The 20,525-nt window shown below is 67.5% G+C and carries 21 protein-coding genes and 3 pseudogenes; 11 read left to right on the top strand and 13 right to left on the bottom strand.

Annotated elements, in window-relative coordinates:
* Positions 1-17: 17 nt before the first annotated feature.
* Positions 18-209, top strand: coding sequence for a hypothetical protein (locus ACQ86J_RS17910; RefSeq protein WP_431272147.1), 192 nt, complete (start codon positions 18-20; stop codon positions 207-209).
* A 27-nt stretch (positions 210-236) separates the two neighbouring features.
* On the opposite strand, the gene ACQ86J_RS17905 is transcribed toward ACQ86J_RS17910, so the two are convergent.
* The 10 genes and pseudogenes from ACQ86J_RS17905 to ACQ86J_RS17860 all read right to left on the bottom strand — a co-directional run bounded on the left by ACQ86J_RS17905 (position 237) and on the right by ACQ86J_RS17860 (position 8,718).
* A complete protein-coding gene (locus tag ACQ86J_RS17905) occupies positions 237-1,217 on the bottom strand; it encodes an ABC transporter permease (RefSeq protein WP_431272146.1) in 981 nt (326 codons plus the stop codon).
* Complete coding sequence (locus ACQ86J_RS17900) at positions 1,217-1,573, bottom strand: ATP-binding cassette domain-containing protein (RefSeq protein WP_431272145.1); 357 nt, start codon at positions 1,571-1,573, stop codon at positions 1,217-1,219. Before ACQ86J_RS17900 ends, ACQ86J_RS17905 begins: the two co-directional genes overlap by 1 nt.
* Before the next feature lie 142 nt (positions 1,574-1,715).
* The gene (locus ACQ86J_RS17895) at positions 1,716-2,777 is read right to left on the bottom strand and encodes an ATP-binding cassette domain-containing protein (protein WP_431272144.1); all 1,062 of its coding nucleotides are present in this window, start codon (positions 2,775-2,777) and stop codon (positions 1,716-1,718) included.
* 9 nt (positions 2,778-2,786) lie between these two features.
* Positions 2,787-3,065 carry a substrate-binding domain-containing protein gene (locus tag ACQ86J_RS17890; RefSeq protein WP_431272143.1) on the bottom strand — a complete coding sequence of 93 codons (279 nt, stop codon included), beginning with the start codon at positions 3,063-3,065 and terminating at the stop codon, positions 2,787-2,789.
* A complete protein-coding gene (locus tag ACQ86J_RS17885) occupies positions 2,947-3,750 on the bottom strand; it encodes a substrate-binding domain-containing protein (protein ID WP_431272142.1) in 804 nt (267 codons plus the stop codon). Before ACQ86J_RS17885 ends, ACQ86J_RS17890 begins: the two co-directional genes overlap by 119 nt.
* A gap of 800 nt (positions 3,751-4,550) precedes the next feature.
* Complete coding sequence (locus tag ACQ86J_RS17880; protein WP_431272141.1) at positions 4,551-4,715, bottom strand: YjbQ family protein; 165 nt, start codon at positions 4,713-4,715, stop codon at positions 4,551-4,553.
* A gap of 275 nt (positions 4,716-4,990) precedes the next feature.
* Positions 4,991-5,830: pseudogene (locus ACQ86J_RS17875) on the bottom strand (IS5 family transposase).
* 359 nt (positions 5,831-6,189) lie between these two features.
* Complete coding sequence (locus tag ACQ86J_RS17870) at positions 6,190-6,924, bottom strand: IclR family transcriptional regulator (protein ID WP_431272140.1); 735 nt, start codon at positions 6,922-6,924, stop codon at positions 6,190-6,192.
* Positions 6,925-6,953: 29 nt separating this feature from the next.
* Positions 6,954-7,862, bottom strand: coding sequence for an SMP-30/gluconolactonase/LRE family protein (locus tag ACQ86J_RS17865; protein ID WP_431272139.1), 909 nt, complete (start codon positions 7,860-7,862; stop codon positions 6,954-6,956).
* A gap of 7 nt (positions 7,863-7,869) precedes the next feature.
* On the bottom strand, positions 7,870-8,718 hold the full coding sequence (locus tag ACQ86J_RS17860) for a Bug family tripartite tricarboxylate transporter substrate binding protein (RefSeq protein WP_431272138.1): 849 nt from the start codon (positions 8,716-8,718) through the stop codon (positions 7,870-7,872).
* 488 nt (positions 8,719-9,206) lie between these two features.
* Between ACQ86J_RS17860 and ACQ86J_RS17855 the strand changes: the two genes are divergently transcribed.
* From ACQ86J_RS17855 to ACQ86J_RS17835, 5 genes and pseudogenes are all read left to right on the top strand, one after another.
* Positions 9,207-9,983: a tripartite tricarboxylate transporter substrate-binding protein gene (locus tag ACQ86J_RS17855; RefSeq protein ID WP_431272137.1), complete on the top strand. Its 777-nt coding sequence runs from the start codon at positions 9,207-9,209 to the stop codon at positions 9,981-9,983.
* Positions 9,904-10,188 (top strand): annotated as a pseudogene (locus tag ACQ86J_RS17850) (hypothetical protein); the annotation flags it as partial. The gene ACQ86J_RS17855 and the pseudogene ACQ86J_RS17850, both read left to right, overlap by 80 nt.
* Before the next feature lie 61 nt (positions 10,189-10,249).
* Positions 10,250-10,630: a hypothetical protein gene (locus ACQ86J_RS17845; protein WP_431272446.1), complete on the top strand. Its 381-nt coding sequence runs from the start codon at positions 10,250-10,252 to the stop codon at positions 10,628-10,630.
* Between the two features lie 23 nt (positions 10,631-10,653).
* Positions 10,654-11,658, top strand: coding sequence for a hydroxyacid dehydrogenase (locus tag ACQ86J_RS17840; RefSeq protein ID WP_431272445.1), 1,005 nt, complete (start codon positions 10,654-10,656; stop codon positions 11,656-11,658).
* Between the two features lie 103 nt (positions 11,659-11,761).
* Positions 11,762-12,139: a hypothetical protein gene (locus ACQ86J_RS17835; protein WP_431272136.1), complete on the top strand. Its 378-nt coding sequence runs from the start codon at positions 11,762-11,764 to the stop codon at positions 12,137-12,139.
* Positions 12,140-12,355: 216 nt separating this feature from the next.
* On the opposite strand, the gene ACQ86J_RS17830 is transcribed toward ACQ86J_RS17835, so the two are convergent.
* From ACQ86J_RS17830 to ACQ86J_RS17820, 3 genes and pseudogenes are all read right to left on the bottom strand, one after another.
* Complete coding sequence (locus ACQ86J_RS17830) at positions 12,356-13,063, bottom strand: hypothetical protein (protein WP_431272135.1); 708 nt, start codon at positions 13,061-13,063, stop codon at positions 12,356-12,358.
* Positions 13,064-13,160: 97 nt separating this feature from the next.
* Positions 13,161-14,255: an ATP-binding protein gene (locus ACQ86J_RS17825; protein WP_431272845.1), complete on the bottom strand. Its 1,095-nt coding sequence runs from the start codon at positions 14,253-14,255 to the stop codon at positions 13,161-13,163.
* Between the two features lie 721 nt (positions 14,256-14,976).
* Positions 14,977-15,210 (bottom strand): annotated as a pseudogene (locus ACQ86J_RS17820) (winged helix-turn-helix domain-containing protein); the annotation flags it as partial.
* 667 nt (positions 15,211-15,877) lie between these two features.
* Between ACQ86J_RS17820 and ACQ86J_RS17815 the strand changes: the two are divergent.
* The 5 genes from ACQ86J_RS17815 to ACQ86J_RS17795 all read left to right on the top strand — a co-directional run bounded on the left by ACQ86J_RS17815 (position 15,878) and on the right by ACQ86J_RS17795 (position 20,511).
* A complete protein-coding gene (locus ACQ86J_RS17815; RefSeq protein WP_431272134.1) occupies positions 15,878-16,687 on the top strand; it encodes an alpha/beta fold hydrolase in 810 nt (269 codons plus the stop codon).
* Positions 16,684-17,502: an alpha/beta fold hydrolase gene (locus ACQ86J_RS17810; protein WP_431272133.1), complete on the top strand. Its 819-nt coding sequence runs from the start codon at positions 16,684-16,686 to the stop codon at positions 17,500-17,502. Before ACQ86J_RS17815 ends, ACQ86J_RS17810 begins: the two co-directional genes overlap by 4 nt.
* A 75-nt stretch (positions 17,503-17,577) precedes the next feature.
* A complete protein-coding gene (locus ACQ86J_RS17805) occupies positions 17,578-18,333 on the top strand; it encodes an SDR family oxidoreductase (RefSeq protein WP_431272132.1) in 756 nt (251 codons plus the stop codon).
* Between the two features lie 34 nt (positions 18,334-18,367).
* A complete protein-coding gene (locus tag ACQ86J_RS17800; RefSeq protein ID WP_431272131.1) occupies positions 18,368-18,823 on the top strand; it encodes a cytochrome P460 family protein in 456 nt (151 codons plus the stop codon).
* Between the two features lie 179 nt (positions 18,824-19,002).
* Positions 19,003-20,511, top strand: coding sequence for an MBL fold metallo-hydrolase (locus ACQ86J_RS17795; RefSeq protein ID WP_431272130.1), 1,509 nt, complete (start codon positions 19,003-19,005; stop codon positions 20,509-20,511).
* The last annotated feature ends 14 nt before the right edge of the window (positions 20,512-20,525 follow it).

Raw genomic sequence — 20,525 nt, 5'->3', positions numbered from 1 at the left:
TCTGCGCCGCGCATGGCGTGCCGCTCAAGGCCGCGGCGCTGCAGTTCTGCGCCGCGCCGGCGGTGGTCGCCAGCGTCATCCCAGGCGGCCGCAACCCGACCGAGGTCGCGGAAAACGCGCGACTGATGACAGTTCCCATCCCGCCCGGTTTCTGGCAGGCGGCGCGCGAGGCCGGGCTGGTCCCGCCCGAGGCCGGGCTGCCCGGCTGACGTGCGGCGGTGGCCGACCGCCGCGGCCTATTCCGCCGGCGCGGCGCCGGCCGGCATGCGGATGCGGGCGGCGCGGCGCTGCGCGAGATGCCGGTCCGCCAGCACGCCCAGCAGGATGACGCCGCCCATGACGGCGAAGTTGAGCGAGGAGGGGATGCCGAGGATGTTCACCAGGTTCTGCAGCATCTGCAGCAGCACGGTGCCGAGCACGATGCCGGGCACCGTGCCCTCGCCGCCGCGCAGCGAGCAGCCGCCGAGCACCGCCGCGGCGATGGCGTAGAGCTCGTAGAAATTGCCGAAGGAGGAGGGCGAGACGGAGCTGGTGTAGAAGACCAGCAGGATGGTGGAGAGACCGGCCAGAAGCCCGGCCAAAACATAGGCGCCGGCCACCACCACGCCGGTGCGGATGCCGGCATAGCGCGTCGCCTCCTCGTTCCGGCCAACGGCGTAGAGATAGCGGCCGAAGACCGAGCGGTGCAGCAGGATGCCCACCAGCACGGCGACGACCAGCAGGGCGATAAAGCTGTGCGGCACGCCGAGGGTGCGGCCCGCAGCCAGCCAGGTGATGGTGTCCACGTCCTCGGCGAAGCCGAGGCTGATGGTGGAATCGCCAGTATAGTAGCGCGCCGCCCCGCGGTAGATGAGTAGGCCGCAAAGCGTGACGACGAAGGGCTGCAGCCCGATCCGCGCCACCAGCAGCCCATGCGCCAGACCCATCAGCAGTCCGCCCGCCAGCACTACCGCGGCGGCGAGCGGCCAGGCGACCTCCCGGTTGGCGACGAGGTCCAGGAAGACTACGCCCAGCAGCGCCAGCATGGACCCGACCGCGAGATCTATGCCGCCAGTGATGATGACCAGCCCCTGGCCGATGGAGAAGATGCCGAACAGGCCGATGAGGTTGGCCATGTTCATTATGTTCACGGCGGAGAGAAACTGCGGATTGATCGCCGAGGTAACCGCCGCGATCAGCACGACCAACCCGAGCAGCCCGAGTTCTTTGCGTCCCATCACACCGCCTCCGCGCCCAGCGTCTCCGTCTGCCCGGCCAGGCTCTCCTCCGGCCGCTGCCCGGTAGCGAGGCGGAGGATGTTTGACTCGCCCACCTGCGCCCGCTCGAGGATGCCAGCGATCCGGCCCTCGTGCATTACCGCCACGCGGTCGCTGACGCCGATCACCTCCTCCATGTCGCTGCTGATCATCAGCACGGCGACGTCGCGGTCCGCCAGACCGCGCATTAGGGCGTAGATCTCGCCCTTGGCGCCGACATCCACGCCGCGCGTGGGCTCGTCCAGCAGGATCGCGCGCGGCCGCATGGCCAGCCAGCGCGCCAGCGCCACCTTCTGCTGATTGCCGCCGGAGAGCATGCCGGCGCCGGTGCCGACCGAGGGGCGCGAATGCTAAGCGAACGGCGCTGCGCCTCGGCCGTCCGCTCCTCCGCGCCGCGGTCCAGCAGCCCGACACTGGCGTGCCCCTGCAGATCCGGCAGGGTGACGTTCTCCGCGATGGTCATGTCGAGCACCAGGCCAGAGCGCTTGCGGTCCTCCGGCACCAGGTAGATGCCGTGCGCGATCGCCTCGCGCGGGCTGCGCAGCGCGACGGTCTCGCCATCCAGGCCGATGGTGCCGGCCAGCGCAGGCTCGATCCCGAAGAGGGCGCGGGCGAGGAGGTACGGCCGGCGCCGACGAGGCCGGCGAGGCCAAGAATCTCTCCCCGCCGCACCGCGAGATCCACCGCGCGGTCCGGGAAGGCCTGGGTGACCAGCCCCGCGGCCACCAGCCCGCCCGGGCGCGGCGGCGCGGCGGGCGCGACGTAGAGCGACTTCAAGTCGCGGCCGATCATCATACGCGTCATGGCGGCATGGGTGATCTCGCCGCGCGCGAGATGGCCGACCACACGGCCGTCGCGCAGGCAGGTAACGCGGTCGGCGCAGGCTGTGATCTCGCCGAGCCGATGGGTGATGTAGATGAGGCCGGTCCCCGCCGCCCGCAATGCCGCGACGGCAGCCAGCAGCCGGTCGGTCTCCGACAGCGTTAGGCTGCTGGTCGGCTCATCCAGGATGATTATGCGTGCATCCATGGAGAGCGCGCGGGCGATCTCCACCAACTGCCGTTGCGCGATCGACAGCGTGGCGACCGGCGCATCCGGCTCGAAATCGGCGCCGAGTCGCTGCAGCAGGGGTGCGACGCGGGCGCGGCAGGCGGCGCGGTCCACCAGGCGCAGCGGCCCGCCCCGCACCGGCTCGCGCCCGATCAGCACGTTCGCCGCGACGTCGAGGTTGTCGAAGACCGAGAGCTCCTGGTGGACGAAGGCGATGCCCCGCGCTTGCGCCGAGGCGACTGTCAGCTGCGCGTGGTCCTGGCCATGTAGGCGGATGGTCCCGGCATTCGGGCGGACCACGCCGCCCAGCACCTTCATCAGCGTGCTCTTGCCCGCGCCGTTCTCCCCGACGAGGCCCAGAACCTCCCCGGCCGACAGGTGCAGGGAGACGCCGTCCAGCGCGACCACGCCCGGGTAGGTCTTGCGAATGCCTTCCAGCGCGAGCAGCGGCGCACCGATCGTCTGCGCCACGGCGGCGCCTCAGCCGCCCCGGAGGAGCTGGCGCATGTAGGACTGAAACTCGCCCACGTTGGTCTTATCGATGACCTTCGTGTCCACGATCATCTGCTTGCTGCCGGGAATCCAACCGCGGTCGCCGCCCAGCACCCGGACCAAACCCTTCATCGATTGATAGCCGAACTCATAGGGCTGCTGCACGACGGTGGAATGGATGGTGCCGTCCGCCACGCCCCGGAGGGTCAGCGCATCTTCGTCGAAGCCGACCACCCTCACCTGTCCCTGCCGCCCGGCCTCCCGCACCGCCTGATAGATCTGCGGAGTGTTGTAGGCCCAGCAGGCCGACCATCATGTTGAGGTTGCGCTCGCGCGCCAGCGCGTCCTCCGCATTGCGGCGGGCACGGGCGAAGTCGCTCTCGTCGGTGCGGACGTCCACGATCTCGATGTTGCCCCCCTGCAGCGCTTCGCGGATGCCCTGGACTCGCTCCCGTGCATTGTCGGCATCCATCGTGCCGACGAAGAGCATGGCGCGGCCGCCCTCCGGCATCGCCTGCTTCATCTGCTCCCCAGCCTTGCGGCCGGCGGCGACGTTGTCGGTGCCGATATAGACCATGCGGTTGCTGGCCGGCGCATCGCTATCGGTGGTGAAGAGCACCGATTGTGCGGCGACGCGGTTCAGCACCTCGGTCTGGCTGGCGGGATTGATGGCGGAGATGGCGACACCAGCGACGCGGCGAGCCAGCAACTCGTCCAGGATGCGTCGCTGCTCGGCAGCGCTGGCCTGGCCGGGGATGATCATCTCCATATCGAAGTCAGGATGCTCCCGGTTCGCCTTCTCGATTCCGCGCCGGGCGATCGTCCAGAAATCGGCCGAGACGTTGACGACGAAGGCCAGGCTGCGCTTTGGCTGGGCTCGCAGAGCGGCAGGGGCTGCAAGCCCAAGGGCCAATCCGCCACCCACGACGGTGTGGAAGTCGCGCCGCCTCATGCCGTTCTCCTCACCATGGCAAAGCTAAATGTCTTGTCTCTTGCCGGACTGCATCGCGGTTGCGAGCTCCAGGCCGTCAGGCTAGCCGGGGATGGCGTGCCAGACGAGGGAGAAATCTGCTTGACGTCGCAGGACGACCATTTGCGCAATCACGATAACATTCGAGCTGGCATGCCAATCCGATCTGCCGTCGGTCGATGCGGGCTGCCGGACGTAAGTGATTAATGAGGCTGCCCTCACCCGGTCCAAGGCATTGGGCTGCGCGAACCAAGGCTGGTTCCGTAACTTGGGTTCGAATCGGTGACTGTTTCGGCTTTATCCGAATTCCTTCCGCTGAGCCGGAGATGCAGGACCGCAATGGGCGTGCCTTCTGTAAAGCGTTCACGCTGCAGGCTCGCTGGGCACCATCTTTATCGCACCGGGCTGGGCGCTTGCTGCGGCTGCCTGAGAGCGACCGAACTTGTGGCATTTTTCAGATTTGCCAGAGACTTTCAGTCCCCAGGTCGTAACGCTGCTCCAGCCGGTCTCCTCACAACCTGTCTCTCCCGACCAGGGCACCGCGCTGAAGCGCTGGTTTAGTGCGGCTTTCAGCAGCGACCCTGATGGTGTAAAATCGGAACGAGGATGGGCTTTTCTCGGCCAAACCGTGGAGACTCTCCGAACCTCGAGGGTTGGCCGATTTGGCCGAAAAGGTTTGGCGCCCCGACTTTTGATGACTTTGCCGCAGCCCGGCTGATCGGGTTCAGCGGAGTGGTTGCTCACCCAATGCGCGTCGCTGACGCACTCCAAGGCCCCAAGCCCTACATCCGCTCGCTCAGTAAGTGCAGCACCACCTCTCGGCGGTGCGGCGCCATGCGGTGTTCCCACAGATAGATGCTTTGCCACGTTTCAAGCACCGGCCGACCCCCGGCAACCAGGATCGAGAGCTGGGTCTGTGTCGGCGCAGCCAGAATATGGGCGGGCATGTCGTCAGGTTCCTCCTCCGCGTGTCAGTCGCGGACGGCACAACCGCCCGGCACTAGGCGTCCCAGACATGTCTCCAGATCGGCCCGCGAAGCGTTCTCCTGTACCAGCAGCGAGGCCGAGGTGTGCCGGCTTTAGATGGTGAGCAGGCCGGTGACGATTCTCTATTGCCCCATACGGCCGCAACCTCGATCGGCGATAGCAACAAGCTTCCGCCCCTGGGTCACGATCTCTATGCGATGCATGCGCTGTTAGAGCCCATCCGGGAAGTTTGGGTTCATGCTGAGGGCTTTGTTGCCAGCCGTCGAAGCATGATGCGGATCATGGCCATGCGGACGAAGGCGGCGGCGATGCGGCAATGCCGCTCGAAGTCGCGGGCCAGCCGCCGGTTGCGGCTGATCCAGCCGATGGTGCGCTCGACGATCCAGCGCTTCGGCAGCACGACGAAGCGGTGCCTATCGCAGCGTCGCACGATCTCCATCTTCCATGTACCGGTGCGGGCGACGGCGGCGGCCATCTTCGGCCCCTGATAGCCTGCATCGCCGATGATGCGCTCGACAAGGGAACAGCCTGCGCGCCTGGCGCAGCAGCGGCTTCGGCGCCATCGCGGTCCTGCACGTTGGCGGGATGCACGATGACCGCGAGTAGCATGCCGATGGTATCGGTCAGCAGGTGGCGCTTGCGGCCGACGACCTTCTTGCCCGCGTCGTAGCCGGACGGGTCGAGCGTAGAGCCCCTTTTGCGCGCCCTTCGCCGTCTGGCTGTCGATGATCGCGGTCGTCGGGCTGGCCTCACGCCCGGCACCCTCGCGCACCGCGACGTAGAGCGCGTGGTGGATGCGCTCGATGGTGCCTTCCCATTCCCAGCGCGAGAAGTAATCCCAAACCGTGCTCTTCGGCGGCAGGTCCTTCGGCAGCGCGCTCCATTGGCAGCCGGCGGAGAGCACGTAGAACACCGCGTTCAACACCTCGCGCACGTCCACCTTGCGGGGCCTGCCGCCGTGCTTCGCTGGCCGGATCAGTGGCGCAACCAGCGCCCACTCGGCATCCGTCAAATCTGAGGGATAGCGCAGCCCCCGCCGGTCCGCCGCACGCCGATGTTCCGCCGTCCATGCCATCCGTCTCCTCCCGCGAATCGCCCGCAGGAACAGCGAATCACATCCGATTCAGGCGATTCAATTCCTTTCCGGATGGGCTCTTAGACTACAAGTCTTTCAGCCGACCAATGCCCGGGATCATGGGTGCCGACTGCCAAGTTGGACCCAATGGCGACCTCCGCGCCCGCGGCTGAAAATGTCCGGTGCCGGCAGGCGAGCGAACATCGCTGACCAGCGACCTAGATTGGCCGCTCTGCGCCGAACTGCAGCATAGGGCTGTCTCGACATACATATCGTAAGCGGACCAGGAACTGCGAAGCGCCCGCTGGCTGGGCCAGGCGAGACCTGCATCCGCTAGGCGGACCACGCAGAAGGCGTCCCTACTCCGCTGCGGCGCGCGGCATAGCCGGCATCTCCCCGCCGAGCCGCCTCGTCAGCGTTGCGGCGGCTTCAGCAAGGACGGGGCGCGCCGCCGCGACCGCCTCCGGCGTCCACCGGCTGACCGGGGCTGAGAGAGACAGCGCGCCCGCCACTCTTTCGCCGGGGCCGAAGACCGGCGTAGCGATCGCGCCGGTATGCGGGTCGGTCGCCCCCATGGTCACGATCGGCAGGTCGAGCGCGGCGACGTAGGTAGGCAAAGGCCGCGGCGAGAAGGCCCGCAGCACTTGCGCGATGGCGGAGTTGTCGAGCGGCAGGGCGTCGCCGACCCGCACATGCATCCGCAGCAGGTGCGGGCTGTCCGCGCGGAAGAGGCAAAGGCGCTGCTCGCCGCGGCGGACGTAGAAGGCCGCCGTCTCGCCGGTGCGGGCGACGAGTTCCTCCAGCACGGGCATGACATGCGCCTCCATGCGGAAGGATTGGGTGTAGATCGTGCCCAATCGCAGAACCTCCGCGTCGAGTCGATATTCGCCGTCCTCTGTCCGCGCGAGAAAGCCATGCGCCTCGAGCGAGACCGCGAGACGCATGATCGTGCTCTTCACCAAGCCAGTGCGGGCGGCGAGTTCGGCCAGTGAGAGCGCCCGGTCGCCCTTGCGGAAGGCCGACAGCACCGTGAGGGCGCGATCCGCCGAGGCCACGCCTTCCACCGCAGGACGTGCCTTCGATCCCCCGGCCATGCGATGCCTCCCGCTGCCCCGATCTGAACTTACCGCGCCGGCCCAGGCGCTTCCAACCGAGCGCGCAGGATGCTCCCTGTCTCGCTCTCCGTGATGAAGAGCTCGCGCCCATCGGCGCCGCCGAGGCAGAGGTTGGTGGTGGAGGCGCCGGCGCAGGAGGTGATGCCGAGCGTCGGCTCGGCACGGGGCGATAGCCGCCAGATCGTGCCGATGCCGGTATGCGCGACCAGCAGGTTGCCCTCCGGGTCCCAGGCCAGCCCGTCCGGCCCGCCGGGGCCGCCATGCAGGTGGCAGAAGATCCCGGCCTTGGTGACGGCCCCATCCCCGTGCAGCGGCAGGCGCCAGACCTGGTTGGCGCGGGTCACCGCGACAAGCAAGTGCGAGAGGTCCGGCGCGACGACGATGCCATTCGGGCTGGGCACGGTGCCGATCAGCAGGTCGAGCTGCCCGTCCGGCCGCAGCCGGTAGACCCGCCCGGTCGGGTCATGCAGCCCGGTCTGTCCCTGGTCGGTGAAGAAGATGCTGCCATCGGCGCCGAGGCAGAGGTCGTTCAGCCCCTTGAAGCTCTCACTGCGCGCCGTCTCCAGAGCGGGGGTGATGTGGCCACTCGCCGGGTCGATGCGGATCAGGCCGCGCCGGTAGTCGGTGACCAGCAACTGACCATCCGGCAGCACCTTCAGCCCGTTTGGCCAGCCGTCGTATTCCGCCACCTGCTCCCAATCGCCGGCGGCCGAGATGCGGAAGATGCGGCCGAACGGTATGTCGGTCACATAAAGCTGGCCCGCGGCGTCGAAGCAGGGGCCTTCGAGGAAGCTGTCGATCTCGCGCCCGCCGCGGTTCCAGCGCGCCCATTCGGTCGGGCGCGGGCGGCGGAAGCGGTTGGGCAGGCGGGTGAAGACCTCGGTGCCGAGGCGTGGGGGTGGGGCGAAGAAGGCCATGGCCGGGCTACTGCCGCTCGATGCCGGCGCTGCCCGCGACATCGCGCCAGCGCGCGGTTTCCTCGGACAGCAGTTCGGCGAAGGCGGCGGGCTGCATGCCGCCGGGGGCGGAGGCGAGGGAGGCCAGGAACTCCTGCATGTCCGGTGCCTGCAACGCTGTTGCCACCTCGGCCTGCAGCCGCATCACGACCGCATCCGGCGTGCGGGCGGGCGCGGCCAGGCCGGACCAGTTCACCACGCCCTCGCCATGCGGGCCGAAATTGGGCAGGCCCGCCTCGCTGAAAGTCGGAACGTCAGGCAAGGCGGCGGTGCGACGTGTCCCACTCATCGCCAATGGCCGCAACAGCCCGCCACGGACATGGCCGAGCGCCGAGCCGAGCGAGACCATGACCATGTCCACCTGCTGGGCGAGCACGGCCGTCACCGCCTCCCCGGCGCCCTTGAAGGGCACGTGGAACAGCGTCACTCCGGCGGCCTGGGCGAAGGCGGCGGTGGCGAAATGTGGCGCGCTGCCGATCCCGCCGGTACCGTAGGTGATCTTCTCCGGGTTGCGCTTCGCCGCCGCAATCAGGGAGGCGAGGTCGTGCCAAGGCGCATCGCGGTGCACCGCCAGCATGACCGGGGAGAAGGCGCTCACCGTCACCGGCCGGAAGGCAGTGGCGTGGTCGAAGGGCAGCTTCTGGAACAGGTAGGGCAGCATGGCATAGGTGTTGTCCATCGCCAGCAGCGTGTGCCCATCGGGTGCGGCCCGCGCGACCTCGGCCGCGCCGATAGTCCCCGTGGCGCCGGACTTGTTCTCCACGACCACCGGCTTGCCGAGTTGCTCCGAGAGCTTTCTGCCCGAGGCGGCGGGCAATGGTGTCGACCGCGCCGCCGGGCGCCCAGGCGACCACGATGCGTACCGGACGCGAGGGCCAAGCATCGCCCTGGGCGCGGGCATGGCGGCCGGTGCCGAGGCCGGCGGCGGTGCCGGCGAGGGCGGCATGGAGGAACTGGCGACGCTGGAGCACAGGCGGCTTCCTTCCCAATGGCAGAGGCGCGACGTTTGCTGTTAAATTTCAGAACAGTGTTTCGTTATAAGTCATCTGTGACTCGGCCTGTCAAGCAAAGCCGCACCCTGGAACTCCCCAAGCGCCATACTGCTCTCCCGCTGCGCCCTGCTCGCTACCACCGCCGCTGCGGTGGCCCAGCCTGCCTGGCCCGCTGACCGGCCGATCTAGATCGTCGTTCCCTTCGCGCCCTTCCTCGCGGCCCGGTTGCCGGGCGCCCGTGTTATCGTCTCCAACAAGCCCGGCGCCGGCGGCCAACGCCGTGCCGGATGGCTTCTCCCTCGGCGCCTGCGCCATGCCGACAGTCCTCAGCCGGTCGATCGAGCGCCCCGTCCGCTGGCGCCCGACCAAGCTCACTTGGCTCGCCCAGTTGGTCGAGGACCCCTGCGGGCTTTTCGTCCGCACGGACAGCCCGCTGCGCGACCTGCCCGGCCTGTTGGCGGCGGCCCGCAAGCAGCCGGGCGGCTTTTCTTATGACACCGCGGGTATTGGCGGGGATGACCACATCGCCGCGTTGTTGCTGGAGAAGGTGGCCGTACGGTTGAACCACATCCCCTTCAACGGCACCTCGCAGATCCTGGTGCCGCTGCTCAACGGCCAACTCGATGTTGGTGCCTCCAACCTCAGCGAGGCGCTGCCGCTGCTTCGCAACCGCGCCGTCCGCGGCATCGCCCTGGCCGCACCCGAGCGGGACGCCGCCGCGCCGGAGATCCTGACCTACCGCGAGAGCGGGGTGGACCTGGCGTTCTCCGCCGACCGCGGCCTGTTCGCGCCGCCGAAGCTACCGGAGCCGATCCGCACGGCAATCGAACCCGCCCTGGCCGCCATCTTCGCCGACCCGGCCTGGGCCGAGACGCCCGCGCGGGTCGGGCTGATCCTGCACCCGCTGATCGGCACCGCCTCACCGCGAAGCGATGCTCGGCGGCGAGGCGCCTCTTCGTGCCCTCGGGATCGGGGCCCTAAAAGCAAAAACAGAATAGCGTTGCGTTATTATGAGTCAGCGCCTATCAGGTCCGGCACCATGCCGGGAGAGGTCGTCCATGACTGTCGGTTTCAGGATTCTGCCGCGTAGCCGCAAGGTCGGCGCCGAGGCCGGCGCCCGCTTCCGCATGCTGCCCGTCGCCAATGTCAGCGATGTCATGGCCTGGATGACCGCCGCCGGCCCACGGCTGCGCCCGATGCATGGCGGCGGTAGCCTGGTCGGCCCGGCGCTGACGGTGAAGACCCGCCCCGGCGACAACCTGATGATCCACAAGGCGATCGCCATGGCCGAGCCGGGCGACATCATCGTGGTGGATGGCGGCGGCGACCTCACCAACGCCCTGATCGGCGAAGCTGATGCTGGCGCAGATGGTCAGGCGCAACCTGGGCGGCATTGTGCTGAACGGCGCCATCCGCGACAGCGCCGCGATCCGCGCCCAGGGCTTCCCGGTCTTCGCCGCCGGCGTGACCCATCGCGGCCCCTACAAGGACGGCCCGGGCGAGATCAACGTCGCCATCGCCATCGACGGCATGGTGATCGAGCCGGGCGACTTAATCCTCGGCGACGAGGATGGCCTGCTCTCGGTTCCCTTCGACGCGGTCGAGGCGGTCCACGCCGCCGCCACTCAGAAGGCTGCGGCCGAGGCGCGCCAGATCGCCAGCATCGAGGCCGGCACCCACGACGCCGGCTGGGTCGACGCCTCGCTGCGCCGCCTGGGCTGCGCCGGTCTCGATTGACCCCTTTCCCGAGAGAGCGCCCCATGCCCGACGCCGCGAAGCCCGCCGTCCTCGTCACCGCTGCGAAGCTCGCGCCGGAGGCCGTCGCCATCCTGGAGGCGGCCGGCTACGCCGTGCCCTGCACCTCCGGCTATCCCTCTGAAGCCGAACTGCTCGCCGCCATCGCCGCGCACCGCCCCATCGCCCTGCTGCACCGCCAGGGCATCATCAACGGGGTGGTCATGGACGCCGCGGCGCCCGGCCTGCGCGTCATCGCCCGGCACGGTGCCGGGGTGGACGGCATCGACCTCGCCGCCGCCGAGGCGCGCGGCCTGACCGTGACGCGCGCCGCCGGGGCCAATTCCCGCTCGGTCGCCGAGCACGCCATGGCGCTGATGCTGGCCATGCTGAAGGACCTGCCCGTCGTGCAGGCCGGGATGCGGGAGGGACTGTGGGAGAAGACCTCCCGCATGACCCGGGACGTTGACGGCATCTCGCTCGGCATCGTCGGCTACGGCGCCATCGGCTCCAAGGTCGCGCGCATGGCCGAGGCCTTCGGCATGCGGGTCGCGGCCTATGACCCGCTGCTCCCGGCGGGGCCGCTGCCCGGGCCGGGCGACCGGGTCGCCGATCTCGGCACCCTGCTGGCGCGCGCCGAGGTGCTGTCGCTGCATTGCCCTCTGGACGCGACGACTCGCGGCCTGATCGGCGCCGCCGAACTCGCCTTGCTGCCGCCGGGCGCCATCTTGGTCCATACCGCCCGTGGCGGCATCGTCGACGAGACGGCGCTGCTGGCCGCGCTCGATGCTGGGCACCTGGCCTGGGCCGGCATCGATGTCTTCGAGAAGGAGCCGCTCGACTTGGCCAGCCCGCTGCGGGGTCATCCGCGCGTGCTGCCGACGCCGCACCTCGCGGCCAATACCCCGCGCGGCGCGGTCGGCATGTCGACCGGCGCAGCGGAGAGCATCGTCGCGGTTCTCGCAGGGCGCCTGCCGGCTCTCCCGGGTGCGATCGTGGTGCCGGGCGGGCTCCGCCTCGCGGCAGCCTGAGCGAAGCGGGCGGCGTCATGATCCCGCGCCTGCCGCTGACCAAGGCGCCGGGGGCGGCCGCCGCCTTCCTGGACGCGCTGAAGCACGCGGTGTCGAGCTTGGCATGGCTTTCCTCGCCGGCATTTCTATCCGCGACCACCAGAAGGCGGTGGGCGCCACCAAAAGGCTCTGCTCTGGCGCACGGGGCGCTGGTCAGGCCTTGGCCGCTCCAGGCAGTGCCTCAAACCGTGGCGGCTATGGCACGAAGGCCCGCGTGATCGCCAACAGCGCAGGACGGACCGTCGCCTTGGCTTCAGGCCAAGCACAGGAACTGCCCCATGCCGTGCCGCTGCTCGAGCATCTGCCCAAAATGTCGATCTGGGTGGCGGCCGATCGAAGCTATAGCGACCACGCCTTCCAGTATCTCTGGGAACTTGACGCACCGTCCGCCATTCCATTGAGGACAGGCGAAGCGCCCATCGCCTGCTCGGCGGCGTTCTAGAACAACCGCAACCCGCTTGAGCATCCCTGGGCGCGCCTGGAAGAGTGGCGCGCCATCGCCACCCGCAACGGGAAAACCGTCACGCTCTCCCTCGGCGTCGTCTGCCTCGTCGCCACTATCGATTGGCTCAGGCCCTGGTGGGCCCTAGAATACGAAAATCCCTGCGAAGCAACGTCTTTAGGGGAGCTTGCCGGCCAAGCTACGAACGTCTCCCTGTTACTTTGTTGAAATCCCTGCCAGCATCCTCTTGATCGCTTGCACGTCCGGAGTCTCGAAGCTTCCGGTCACCCGATCAAAGATGCCCTTCAATAGGCGTTCCGCCTTCTCGCCGTCACCACGCCTTGCCTCAACCTGCGCGAGGCTCAGTGCCGCCCGCAACTCCCAAAACAAAGCGCCTTGATCCCGAGCGACATCCAGGGCCGAACGCAATAGCATTGCCTGCTCCAACAGTTGCGGGTCGCGCGCTCCGGCAAGGCGCAATCCCGCTCCCACGCGCATGAGTTCGGCGGCATGCCAGCGCACGCCACTGCTGTTCGACCGCGTTAGCGCTTCTTCGATGATTGCCGTGCCCTCCCCGGCGCGGCCGTCCATCGCAAGCCCTTCCGCGAGGTCGGCGACGAAGCCGGAGTAATGCAGCGATTGCTGCGCGATGCGATATGCGCCGATCGCGTCTTGGAGTAAGGCCGTGCCCCTTTTCACCTCGCCACGCCTGATCAGTAGCTTGCCTTCCAGACACCGGCCCATGCCAATCCAGAAGGACAGGCCCTGCCTGCTGGCCGCCTCCATAAGCGCCGCAAGATAGTTCTCCGCAGCAGGAAAGTCGCCGGTCATGATCGCAATCGGACATGCGGCCTCGCCTAGCGCCATGCACATCGACAGGCTGCGACCGAGGCTCTGCGCTTCCTCGACATTCGCCTGGGCCATCGACCTCGCCTGTTCGGTGAACCCTTGCAACCACAGCACCCGGGCAAGGCGCGAGACGACGAGGACCCTGCCTTCGTAATGCAGCCAGGTCAGGTGCCTATCGCTGCGGGGGCGCGTATTCCGCCAGGTAGCGTTCGTAGTGCCGCCTCGCCGCAGGCTGGTCGCCGGCATAGTGCATGGTCGTGCCCATCACGCGGCAGCCCATGAGGATGTCGGCCGGACTGCCCGCCTCCTGGGCCAGCACGGAGAACCGCTCCGCATAGGCGCGGGCGCTGTGGTGCTCGCTGTTGTTGAAGCTGTAGATGAACATCGCCCAGAGCGCCTGGAGGCGCATGTCGATATCGTCCAAGCCGGTCGCAATTCGCACTGCCTCACCGAGGATGCTGCCAGTCCGCTGCACCTGGGTCGTGGAGTAGATCAGTGCCAGCCCCAACGTGACGTGCAGTTGCACGACCAGACGCGGGTCCAATGCCGCGCCTGGTCCGATCGACATGATGGCACGCTCGGCACGCTCGCGGCATTCATCCATGAGCGACAGATGAAGCAGGTAGGGCAGGTAGGCGGCTGTCAGGGCGACACCTATCGCGGCATCTCCATCGCCGCGGAACGCCCAGTCGAGGGCAGCGCGCACGTTGTCGATTTCGCGGCCGCATGTCGCCATGCACGCCAGCGTTGGCGCCGATCGCCAGACGGCCGGCCTGGACACGAACAGGTCGCGGTAGAACATTGCATGCTTCCGGAGTGCCCGCTCCGCCTCGCCTGCCTTGATGAGCCGCTCGAGCGCATACTCCCGCACGGTTTCCAGCAGTCGCCAGCGCGTCGCGCCTTCGGCGTCGTCGAGCACCAGCAATGCCTTCTCGGTCAGCCTGGCGAGGCCGTCCAGGACGTCCGTGACTGAGCCGTCACGGTCGTCCAGCACAGCTTCGGCGGCCTCTACCGTGAAGCCCCCAGCCATGACGGCGACGTGCCGGAGCAGGCGGCGCTCGACTTCGGGCAGGAGCTTGTAGCTCCAGTCGAGTGTTGCGCGGAGGGTCTGCTGCCGTGGCAGCGCCGTGCGCCGACCGCCCGTGAGCAGGCCGAGGCGGTCGTCCAGTCGCGCGAGGACCTGACGTAGGCCGAGCGTACCGGAGCGTGCCGCCGCGAGTTCGATGGCCAGCGGAATGCCATCGAGGCGACGGCAGATTGCGGCCACCAGCTGGACGCCTTCCCGCGCGCGGCAGGAGCTCGGAATTGAGCGCCTCCATCCGCTCCATGAAAAGCTGCACGGAGCCATGCGCGAGAAGCTCGTCTGCTTCCCACAGATGCCCGGCCGGCACGTCGAGCGGTGGGACGCGGTAAATATGCTCGCCGTCGATCCGGAGGCCCTCCCGGCTCGTAGCCAGGATGCAGGCGTTCGGGCAACTGCCGATGACAGCTTCGGCGAGACCCGCCGCCGCGTCGATGACATGCTCACAGTTGTCCAACACGATCAGCACACGCCGTGCCCCGATGGAGCGGGCGACGAAGGCGGGCGATGGCGACGCCCTGCCCAGCTCGATGCCGACCGCACGAACAACGGCCGACGGCACCAGGCCCGGGTCGGACATCGAGGCCAGCTCAACAAGCCTAACGTCGCCACTGAATGCGCCGAGCATTTCTTGCGCAACCTCGAGTGCCAGTCGCGTCTTTCCGATCCCGCCAAGGCCGGTCAGCGTGACCAGCCGGTGCTTGGAGACCAGCCTGCACAGCTGTTCGATCGCCGCCTTGCGGCCGACCAGCGCCGTGGTCGCCAGCGGGAGGTTGCCTCCCGGCTCGGTCGTAGCCTCCCGGGGCGGGGCCGGCATGGCAACCTGCTGCATCGTCCAGGCGCCGAGAAGGCGGTAGCCACGCCCGTAGGTAGTCTTGAGCAGCCCGCGATCGGGGCCAAGCGCCTTGCGGATGAGGGAGATATGGACTTCGAGCGTGTTGTCCTCGACCACCGCCCCCGACCAGACGCGGCGCATCAGGTCATCTTTGGACACCAGCTCGCCCGCCGATCGCACCAAGGTTTCGACGAGCTGGAATGCCCGCTCCCCGATCGGCACTGGAACTCCGCCTACCCGGAATTCCCGTCGGCCAAGATCGATCTCCAAGCGCCCGCAGGCATAAAGGGGTCCACGGTCGGCCATTGCGGAGATGCCACTTCAGGCCTCGTCAGGATTATTCAGGATTGCGTTGCGGTGCAACGAACCGGCGCGATTCTGGCGCCGAGTTGACCAGCATCGTCGTTCGCCGAGGCACTGGACCATGGCGCCAGCCGCACCTGCGTAACCTGAAGCCGCTCTTCTCGGGCGTGTTAAACGCTCGGGTTGCTTTTCGATTTCGGCGACAGGCCGGCGCCCCGCTGGAAATTCCCCGGTCAAATCATCGCGCTGCATCACTGTCCGAAATCATCAGCATGCTTCAGCCATGCGCCAAGGATTTGCACGCCACCGATGCCTAGGACTCGGCCGCCGGACCAAGGGAGGCCTCGATGAGCGGGCGGAAAAAGGCAACGACATCCACGCGGGAATCCGAAGCTATCGCCGCCGGCGCCCCAATCATCCGAACCGTCCCATCGCCGCGCGCTGCTTCTTGGCGGCTTCGGGGGGCCGCGGTGGCAGCGACCATGCGCGGTCCGGCAGTGGCCCGCGGGACGATGGAAGCCAAACCCGCCGCGAAGATGGGTCCCCGAGTGACACCAGTGACCCACTACCGCACCGCACGTATCGATGGTGTCAATCTTTTCTACCGTGAGGCGGCCGTGCCGGCGACCCGACGGTCGTGCTGCTGCACGGATTTCCAACCTCGTCGCACATGTTCCGCAACCTCATCCCGGCGCTGGCCGACGGCTACCACTTGATCGCGCCGGATTATCCGGGCTTCGGCCAGAGCGACATGCCGGACCACAAGTCGTTCGCTTACACCTTCGAGCGCATCGGCGAGCTGATGGACGGGCTGCTCGAGCACCTGAAAGTGGAGCGGTACAGCCTCTATGTCATGGACTACGGCGCGCCCGTCGGCTGGCGCCTCGCGCTCAAACATCCGGAGCGGATCTCTGGCCTGATCGTGCAGAACGGCAACGCCTATGACGAAGGCCTAAGGGCGTTCTGGGACCCGATAAAAGCTTACTGGGCCGACGGGTCAGCGGCGCACCGCGCGGCCCTCGGCTTCCTGGTGGCACCGGCGACCACGAAGTTCCAGTACACCGATGGCGTGACCGACGTGTCGCGGATCGCGCCGGACAATTGGGTGCAGGACCAGTCCTTGCTGGACCGCCCGGGCAACGCCGATATCCAGCTCGACTTGTTCTACGACTACCGCACCAACGTCCCGCTCTATCCGGCCGTGCAGGCCTATTTCCGGGCGCGCCGGCCGCCGACGCTGATCGTCTGGGGCGCCAATGACACGATCTTCCCGGCCGAAGGTGCGCATCCCTTCAAGCGCGACCTGCCGGACGCCGAGCTGCACCTGCTCGACACCGGGCATTTCGCGCTGGAGGACAAGCTCGACGTGATGGGGCCCTCATCCGCGACTTCCTCGACCGGAAGGTCGCACCCCGCTGATCGGCCTTTGCTTGCGGAACGGACGTTACTGACATTTGGCAAGGGAGAACGCGCATCATGAACACGATCGCAACCAGCGACGGCACGGAGATCTACTTCAAGGATTGGGGCCGCGGTCGCCCCATCGTCTTCAGTCATGGCTGGCCGCTCAGCGCCGATGCCTTCGAAGACCAGATGTTCTTCCTGGCCTCACGCGGCTTCCGCTGCATCGCCCATGATCGGCGCGGGCATGGCCGGTCGAGCCAGCCATGGCAGGGCAACGACCTCGATACCTATGCCGATGATCTCGCAGCCCTGGTGCAGGCGCTCGACCTCCGCGACGCGGTGCATGTCGGCCATTCGACAGGCGGCGGCGAAGTCGCCCGCTACATCGGCCGACACGGCACGGGCCGCGTTGCCAAAGCCGTGCTGATCGGCGCCATCCCGCCCCTCATGCTGAAGACCCCCGCCAATCCCATCGGCACACCAATCGAGGTCTTCGATCAGCTGCGTGCCGGCGTGCAGGCGGACCGTTCACAGTTCTGGAAGCAGCTCAGCCTTCCCTTCTACGGCTACAATCGCCCCGACGCGCAGATCTCCGAAGGCGTGCGCGAGGATTTCTGGCGCCAGGGCATGTTGGCCAGCTTTCCGGCCTCCTACTTCTGCATAAAGGCTTTCTCCGAGACCGACCTGACGGAGGATCTCGGTCGGTTCGATGTTCCGACGCTCGTGTTGCATGGCAGCGACGACCAGATCGTCCCGATCGGCGCATCGGCGATGCTGTCCTCGAAGCTTATCAGGAATGCCACGCTGAAGGTCTATGACGGCGCGCCACACGGCATGTGCACGACGTTGAAGGACCGCGTCAATGCCGAGCTGCTCGCCTTCCTGGGCTAGCGGCTCGTCCAACGGCTGGCGGCATTCGCAACATTGTGCGGATGGCACGCGGCGCACTCGTTCGGGAGCAGAACCATGCCTGGAATGCTTGAAGGAAAAGTCGCCGTCATCACCGGCGGGTCGACCGGCATTGGTCTGGCCACCGCCATATGCTTTGCGGCCGAGGGCGCCAAGGTCTTTGTCACCGGTCGCCGCGCGGCGGAACTGGCCAAGGCGGTTGCCGAGATTGGACCGAATGGCACAGGCATCCAGGCCAATTCCTCCAGTCCGGCCGATCTCGACCAGCTTTACGAGCGCATAAGGCTCGAGGCGGGGCGCATCGACGTGCTGTTCGCCAATGCCGGCGGCGGCTCGATGCTGCCCCTCGGCTCGATCACCGAGGAACAGTACGAGGACACCTTTGGGCGCAACGTGAAGGGTACGTTGTTCACGGTGCAAAAGGCGCTGCCGCTGCTCGCCGATGGCGCGTCGGTCATTCTCACCGGCTCTACCGCCGCATCCAGCGGCACGCCTGCCTTCAGCGTCTATGCCGCGTCGAAGGCGGCCATTCGCGCCTTCGCCCGCAACTGGATCCTTGACCTGCAGGGCCGTCGTATCCGCATCAACGTGCTCAGCCCTGGCCCGACGCGGACCCCTGGCCTGGTTGGATTGGCCGGGTCCGATGCCGCGCAGCAGCAGGGCCTGCTCGACCACATGGCCGCACAGGTCCCGCTGGGCCGCGTCGGAGAACCCGCGGAAGTGGCGAAGGCCGCGCTGTTCCTTGCCTCCGACCATGCAAGCTTCATCACCGGCTCGGAGCTCTTCGTCGATGGCGGCGCGGCCCAGATATGAGGCCGGCACTGCAGCTTGACGAAGGCGGTGACCCATGACGCGCATTCCATGGCACTGCATCGCGGCGGGGGCACTCGCCTGCGTCATCGCCGCCGCGACGTCCAGGCCCGGACGCACGGAAGGGCAAGGATCGCCAGTCTACGGCGTCACCATTCCCGCCGGCTACCGGCAATGGGCGATGATCGCCCCGTCCCACGAAGCCGGGCTTGACGAGCTGCGGGTGATCCTTGGAAACGGCTTGGCGACGGCGACCTATCGCGATGCGGTCCTACCCTTCCCGGATGGCACCATCCTGGTGAAGCTGGCGTGGAAGCACGTGCGGCTTGCCGATATCGCCGGAGCCTTCGTGCCCGGTCGCGCTACCACGGTCCAGATCATGGTCAAGGATCTGAACCGGTACGTCGACACCGGCGGCTGGGGCTTCGGCCGCTTCGTCGACGGCGAGCCTCGTGGACGAGGAACAGCATCGCACGTGCTTCGCCTGCCATGAAGCCCATGCCCGCGGGCACGACTACGTCTTCACCCGCTACGCACCCTGAAGGCTCAGCGGGAGGAAGCGCAAGGGTCAGGAGGATCGCAGTCAAGTCCGCCCGACCGTTCAACGACGCTCGACCGCGCTGGGCCGGTCGACTGAAGCGACAGATCCCGATCCACAAGCAGGAGATGCCCATGACCAGCAGGCTTCAACACCAGCCCTCACGCCGTGGCTTCTGCCTCTGCTGCCTTGCGGCACCGGCCCTGGCGGCGACTGGCGTATGGCTGACACCGCAGCAGGCCTATGCCGAAGCGCTGAGCATCGTCGAGATGATCAGATCGGAAGCGGCGAAGGCGCCGATCACCACCCACCAGCTGCGGGGAAACGTCACCGTGCTTGAAGGCTCGGGCGGCAACATCGCGGTGCTCACCACCGCGGACGGGAAGCTTCTGGTGGATGCCGGTATCAACGTCTCGCAGCGGCAGATCAGTGCCGCGCTGGCCGTGTTGGGTCCCCAGCCGGTCACCCATGTCGTCAACACCCATTGGCATTTCGACCACGCCAGTGGCAACGAATGGCTGAGTTCGCTCTCACCGCGGATCATAGCGCATGAGAACACGCGCAAGCACCTCGCCATGACGCAGCGCGTGGAAGACTGGAACTACGATTTCGCACCCCTCTCCGCGGCAGCCCTGCCGACGGAGTTGTTTTCGCAGGAGCACACGGTAGCACTGAAAGGCAATACGATCGCGCTGAGCCATTACGGCGCCGCGCACACCGACAGCGACATTGCCGTACATTTCGTCGAGGCGGACATCCTGCATGCCGGGGACACCTTCTGGAACGGTGTCTATCCCTTCATCGACTATTCGACCGGAGGCAGCATCGACGGTTCGATCCGTGCAGCCGAGGCAAACTTGGCGGCGACCACCGACGGGACGGTCGTCATTCCGGGGCATGGCCAGCCCGTCAGCAATCGCGCCGAGCTTGCTGGCTTTCCACGACATGCTGGTCGGCATCCGCGGCAAGGTTGCCGCGCTGAAGCGGCAAGGCATGACGGTCGCGGAGATCGTCGAGGCCAGGCCGACCGCCGAATGGGATGCCAAATGGGGTGGCTTCGTCATCGGCCCGGCGCTCTTCACCCGGCTTGTGGCTGCGGGTGTCTGACATGCTCCTGCTTCTACATGGAGCCCTTTCGCAGCGGGAGACGAGCCATGAGGGACCATGGCCGGATGTTCGGCCGTGCGGTGGCATGGGGAATTCTTCTCGCCGCGGCATCGATGACGATAGCGCCAGCAGCAGAGGTGGGAATGGCTGACATCAAGCGGCTGACGAGTACCTATCCCTTCGCGGAGACCCTCCGGAAGATCCGCACCGCACTCGAGGATAAGGGCTTCACGGTCTTCGCGCTCATCGACCAACGTGAGGCGGCCAGGTCGGTGGGCCTCGACATGCCTCCGACCACACTCCTGGTCTATGGCAATCCGAAGGGTGGCACGCCGCCGATGCTGGCGGCGCCGGATTTTGGGATCGAGTTGCCGCTGAAGCTGCTGGTGCGCGAGGAGACAGGGGGCAAGGTTCTCGTCGTCTATGTACCTGCGGCGGCGCTCGAAGGCCGTCATGGTCTGCCGGCAGGGCTCGCCACGAAGCCCGCAGGCGCGGAGCCATCAATCGCCGCCGCCATCGGCGCGCACCCGGACTGAACGAGGCACGCCGC

The organism is Dankookia sp. P2 (assembly GCF_050632255.1).
GTDB lineage: Bacteria > Pseudomonadota > Alphaproteobacteria > Acetobacterales > Acetobacteraceae > Paracraurococcus.
The sequence above is the reverse complement of the archived record's forward strand: the minus strand, read 5'-3'. Positions and strand labels throughout refer to the sequence as shown.

What these genes read in the sequence shown, in the direction of transcription:
- ACQ86J_RS17905 (WP_431272146.1), bottom strand. Translation starts at nt 1,217, where the DNA reads ATGGGACGCAAAGAACTCGGGCTGCTCGGGTTGGTCGTGCTGATCGCG.
- ACQ86J_RS17900 (WP_431272145.1), bottom strand. Translation starts at nt 1,573, where the DNA reads ATGCTCTCCGGCGGCAATCAGCAGAAGGTGGCGCTGGCGCGCTGGCTG.
- ACQ86J_RS17885 (WP_431272142.1), bottom strand. Translation starts at nt 3,750, where the DNA reads ATGAGGCGGCGCGACTTCCACACCGTCGTGGGTGGCGGATTGGCCCTT.
- ACQ86J_RS17880 (WP_431272141.1), bottom strand. Translation starts at nt 4,715, where the DNA reads ATGCCCGCCCATATTCTGGCTGCGCCGACACAGACCCAGCTCTCGATC.
- ACQ86J_RS17870 (WP_431272140.1), bottom strand. Translation starts at nt 6,924, where the DNA reads ATGGCCGGGGGATCGAAGGCACGTCCTGCGGTGGAAGGCGTGGCCTCG.
- ACQ86J_RS17865 (WP_431272139.1), bottom strand. Translation starts at nt 7,862, where the DNA reads ATGGCCTTCTTCGCCCCACCCCCACGCCTCGGCACCGAGGTCTTCACC.
- ACQ86J_RS17855 (WP_431272137.1), top strand. Translation starts at nt 9,207, where the DNA reads ATGCCGACAGTCCTCAGCCGGTCGATCGAGCGCCCCGTCCGCTGGCGC.
- ACQ86J_RS17845 (WP_431272446.1), top strand. Translation starts at nt 10,250, where the DNA reads ATGCTGGCGCAGATGGTCAGGCGCAACCTGGGCGGCATTGTGCTGAAC.
- ACQ86J_RS17840 (WP_431272445.1), top strand. Translation starts at nt 10,654, where the DNA reads ATGCCCGACGCCGCGAAGCCCGCCGTCCTCGTCACCGCTGCGAAGCTC.
- ACQ86J_RS17835 (WP_431272136.1), top strand. Translation starts at nt 11,762, where the DNA reads ATGGCTTTCCTCGCCGGCATTTCTATCCGCGACCACCAGAAGGCGGTG.
- ACQ86J_RS17830 (WP_431272135.1), bottom strand. Translation starts at nt 13,063, where the DNA reads ATGGCCCAGGCGAATGTCGAGGAAGCGCAGAGCCTCGGTCGCAGCCTG.
- ACQ86J_RS17815 (WP_431272134.1), top strand. Translation starts at nt 15,878, where the DNA reads ATGTTCCGCAACCTCATCCCGGCGCTGGCCGACGGCTACCACTTGATC.
- ACQ86J_RS17810 (WP_431272133.1), top strand. Translation starts at nt 16,684, where the DNA reads ATGAACACGATCGCAACCAGCGACGGCACGGAGATCTACTTCAAGGAT.
- ACQ86J_RS17805 (WP_431272132.1), top strand. Translation starts at nt 17,578, where the DNA reads ATGCCTGGAATGCTTGAAGGAAAAGTCGCCGTCATCACCGGCGGGTCG.
- ACQ86J_RS17800 (WP_431272131.1), top strand. Translation starts at nt 18,368, where the DNA reads ATGACGCGCATTCCATGGCACTGCATCGCGGCGGGGGCACTCGCCTGC.
- ACQ86J_RS17795 (WP_431272130.1), top strand. Translation starts at nt 19,003, where the DNA reads ATGACCAGCAGGCTTCAACACCAGCCCTCACGCCGTGGCTTCTGCCTC.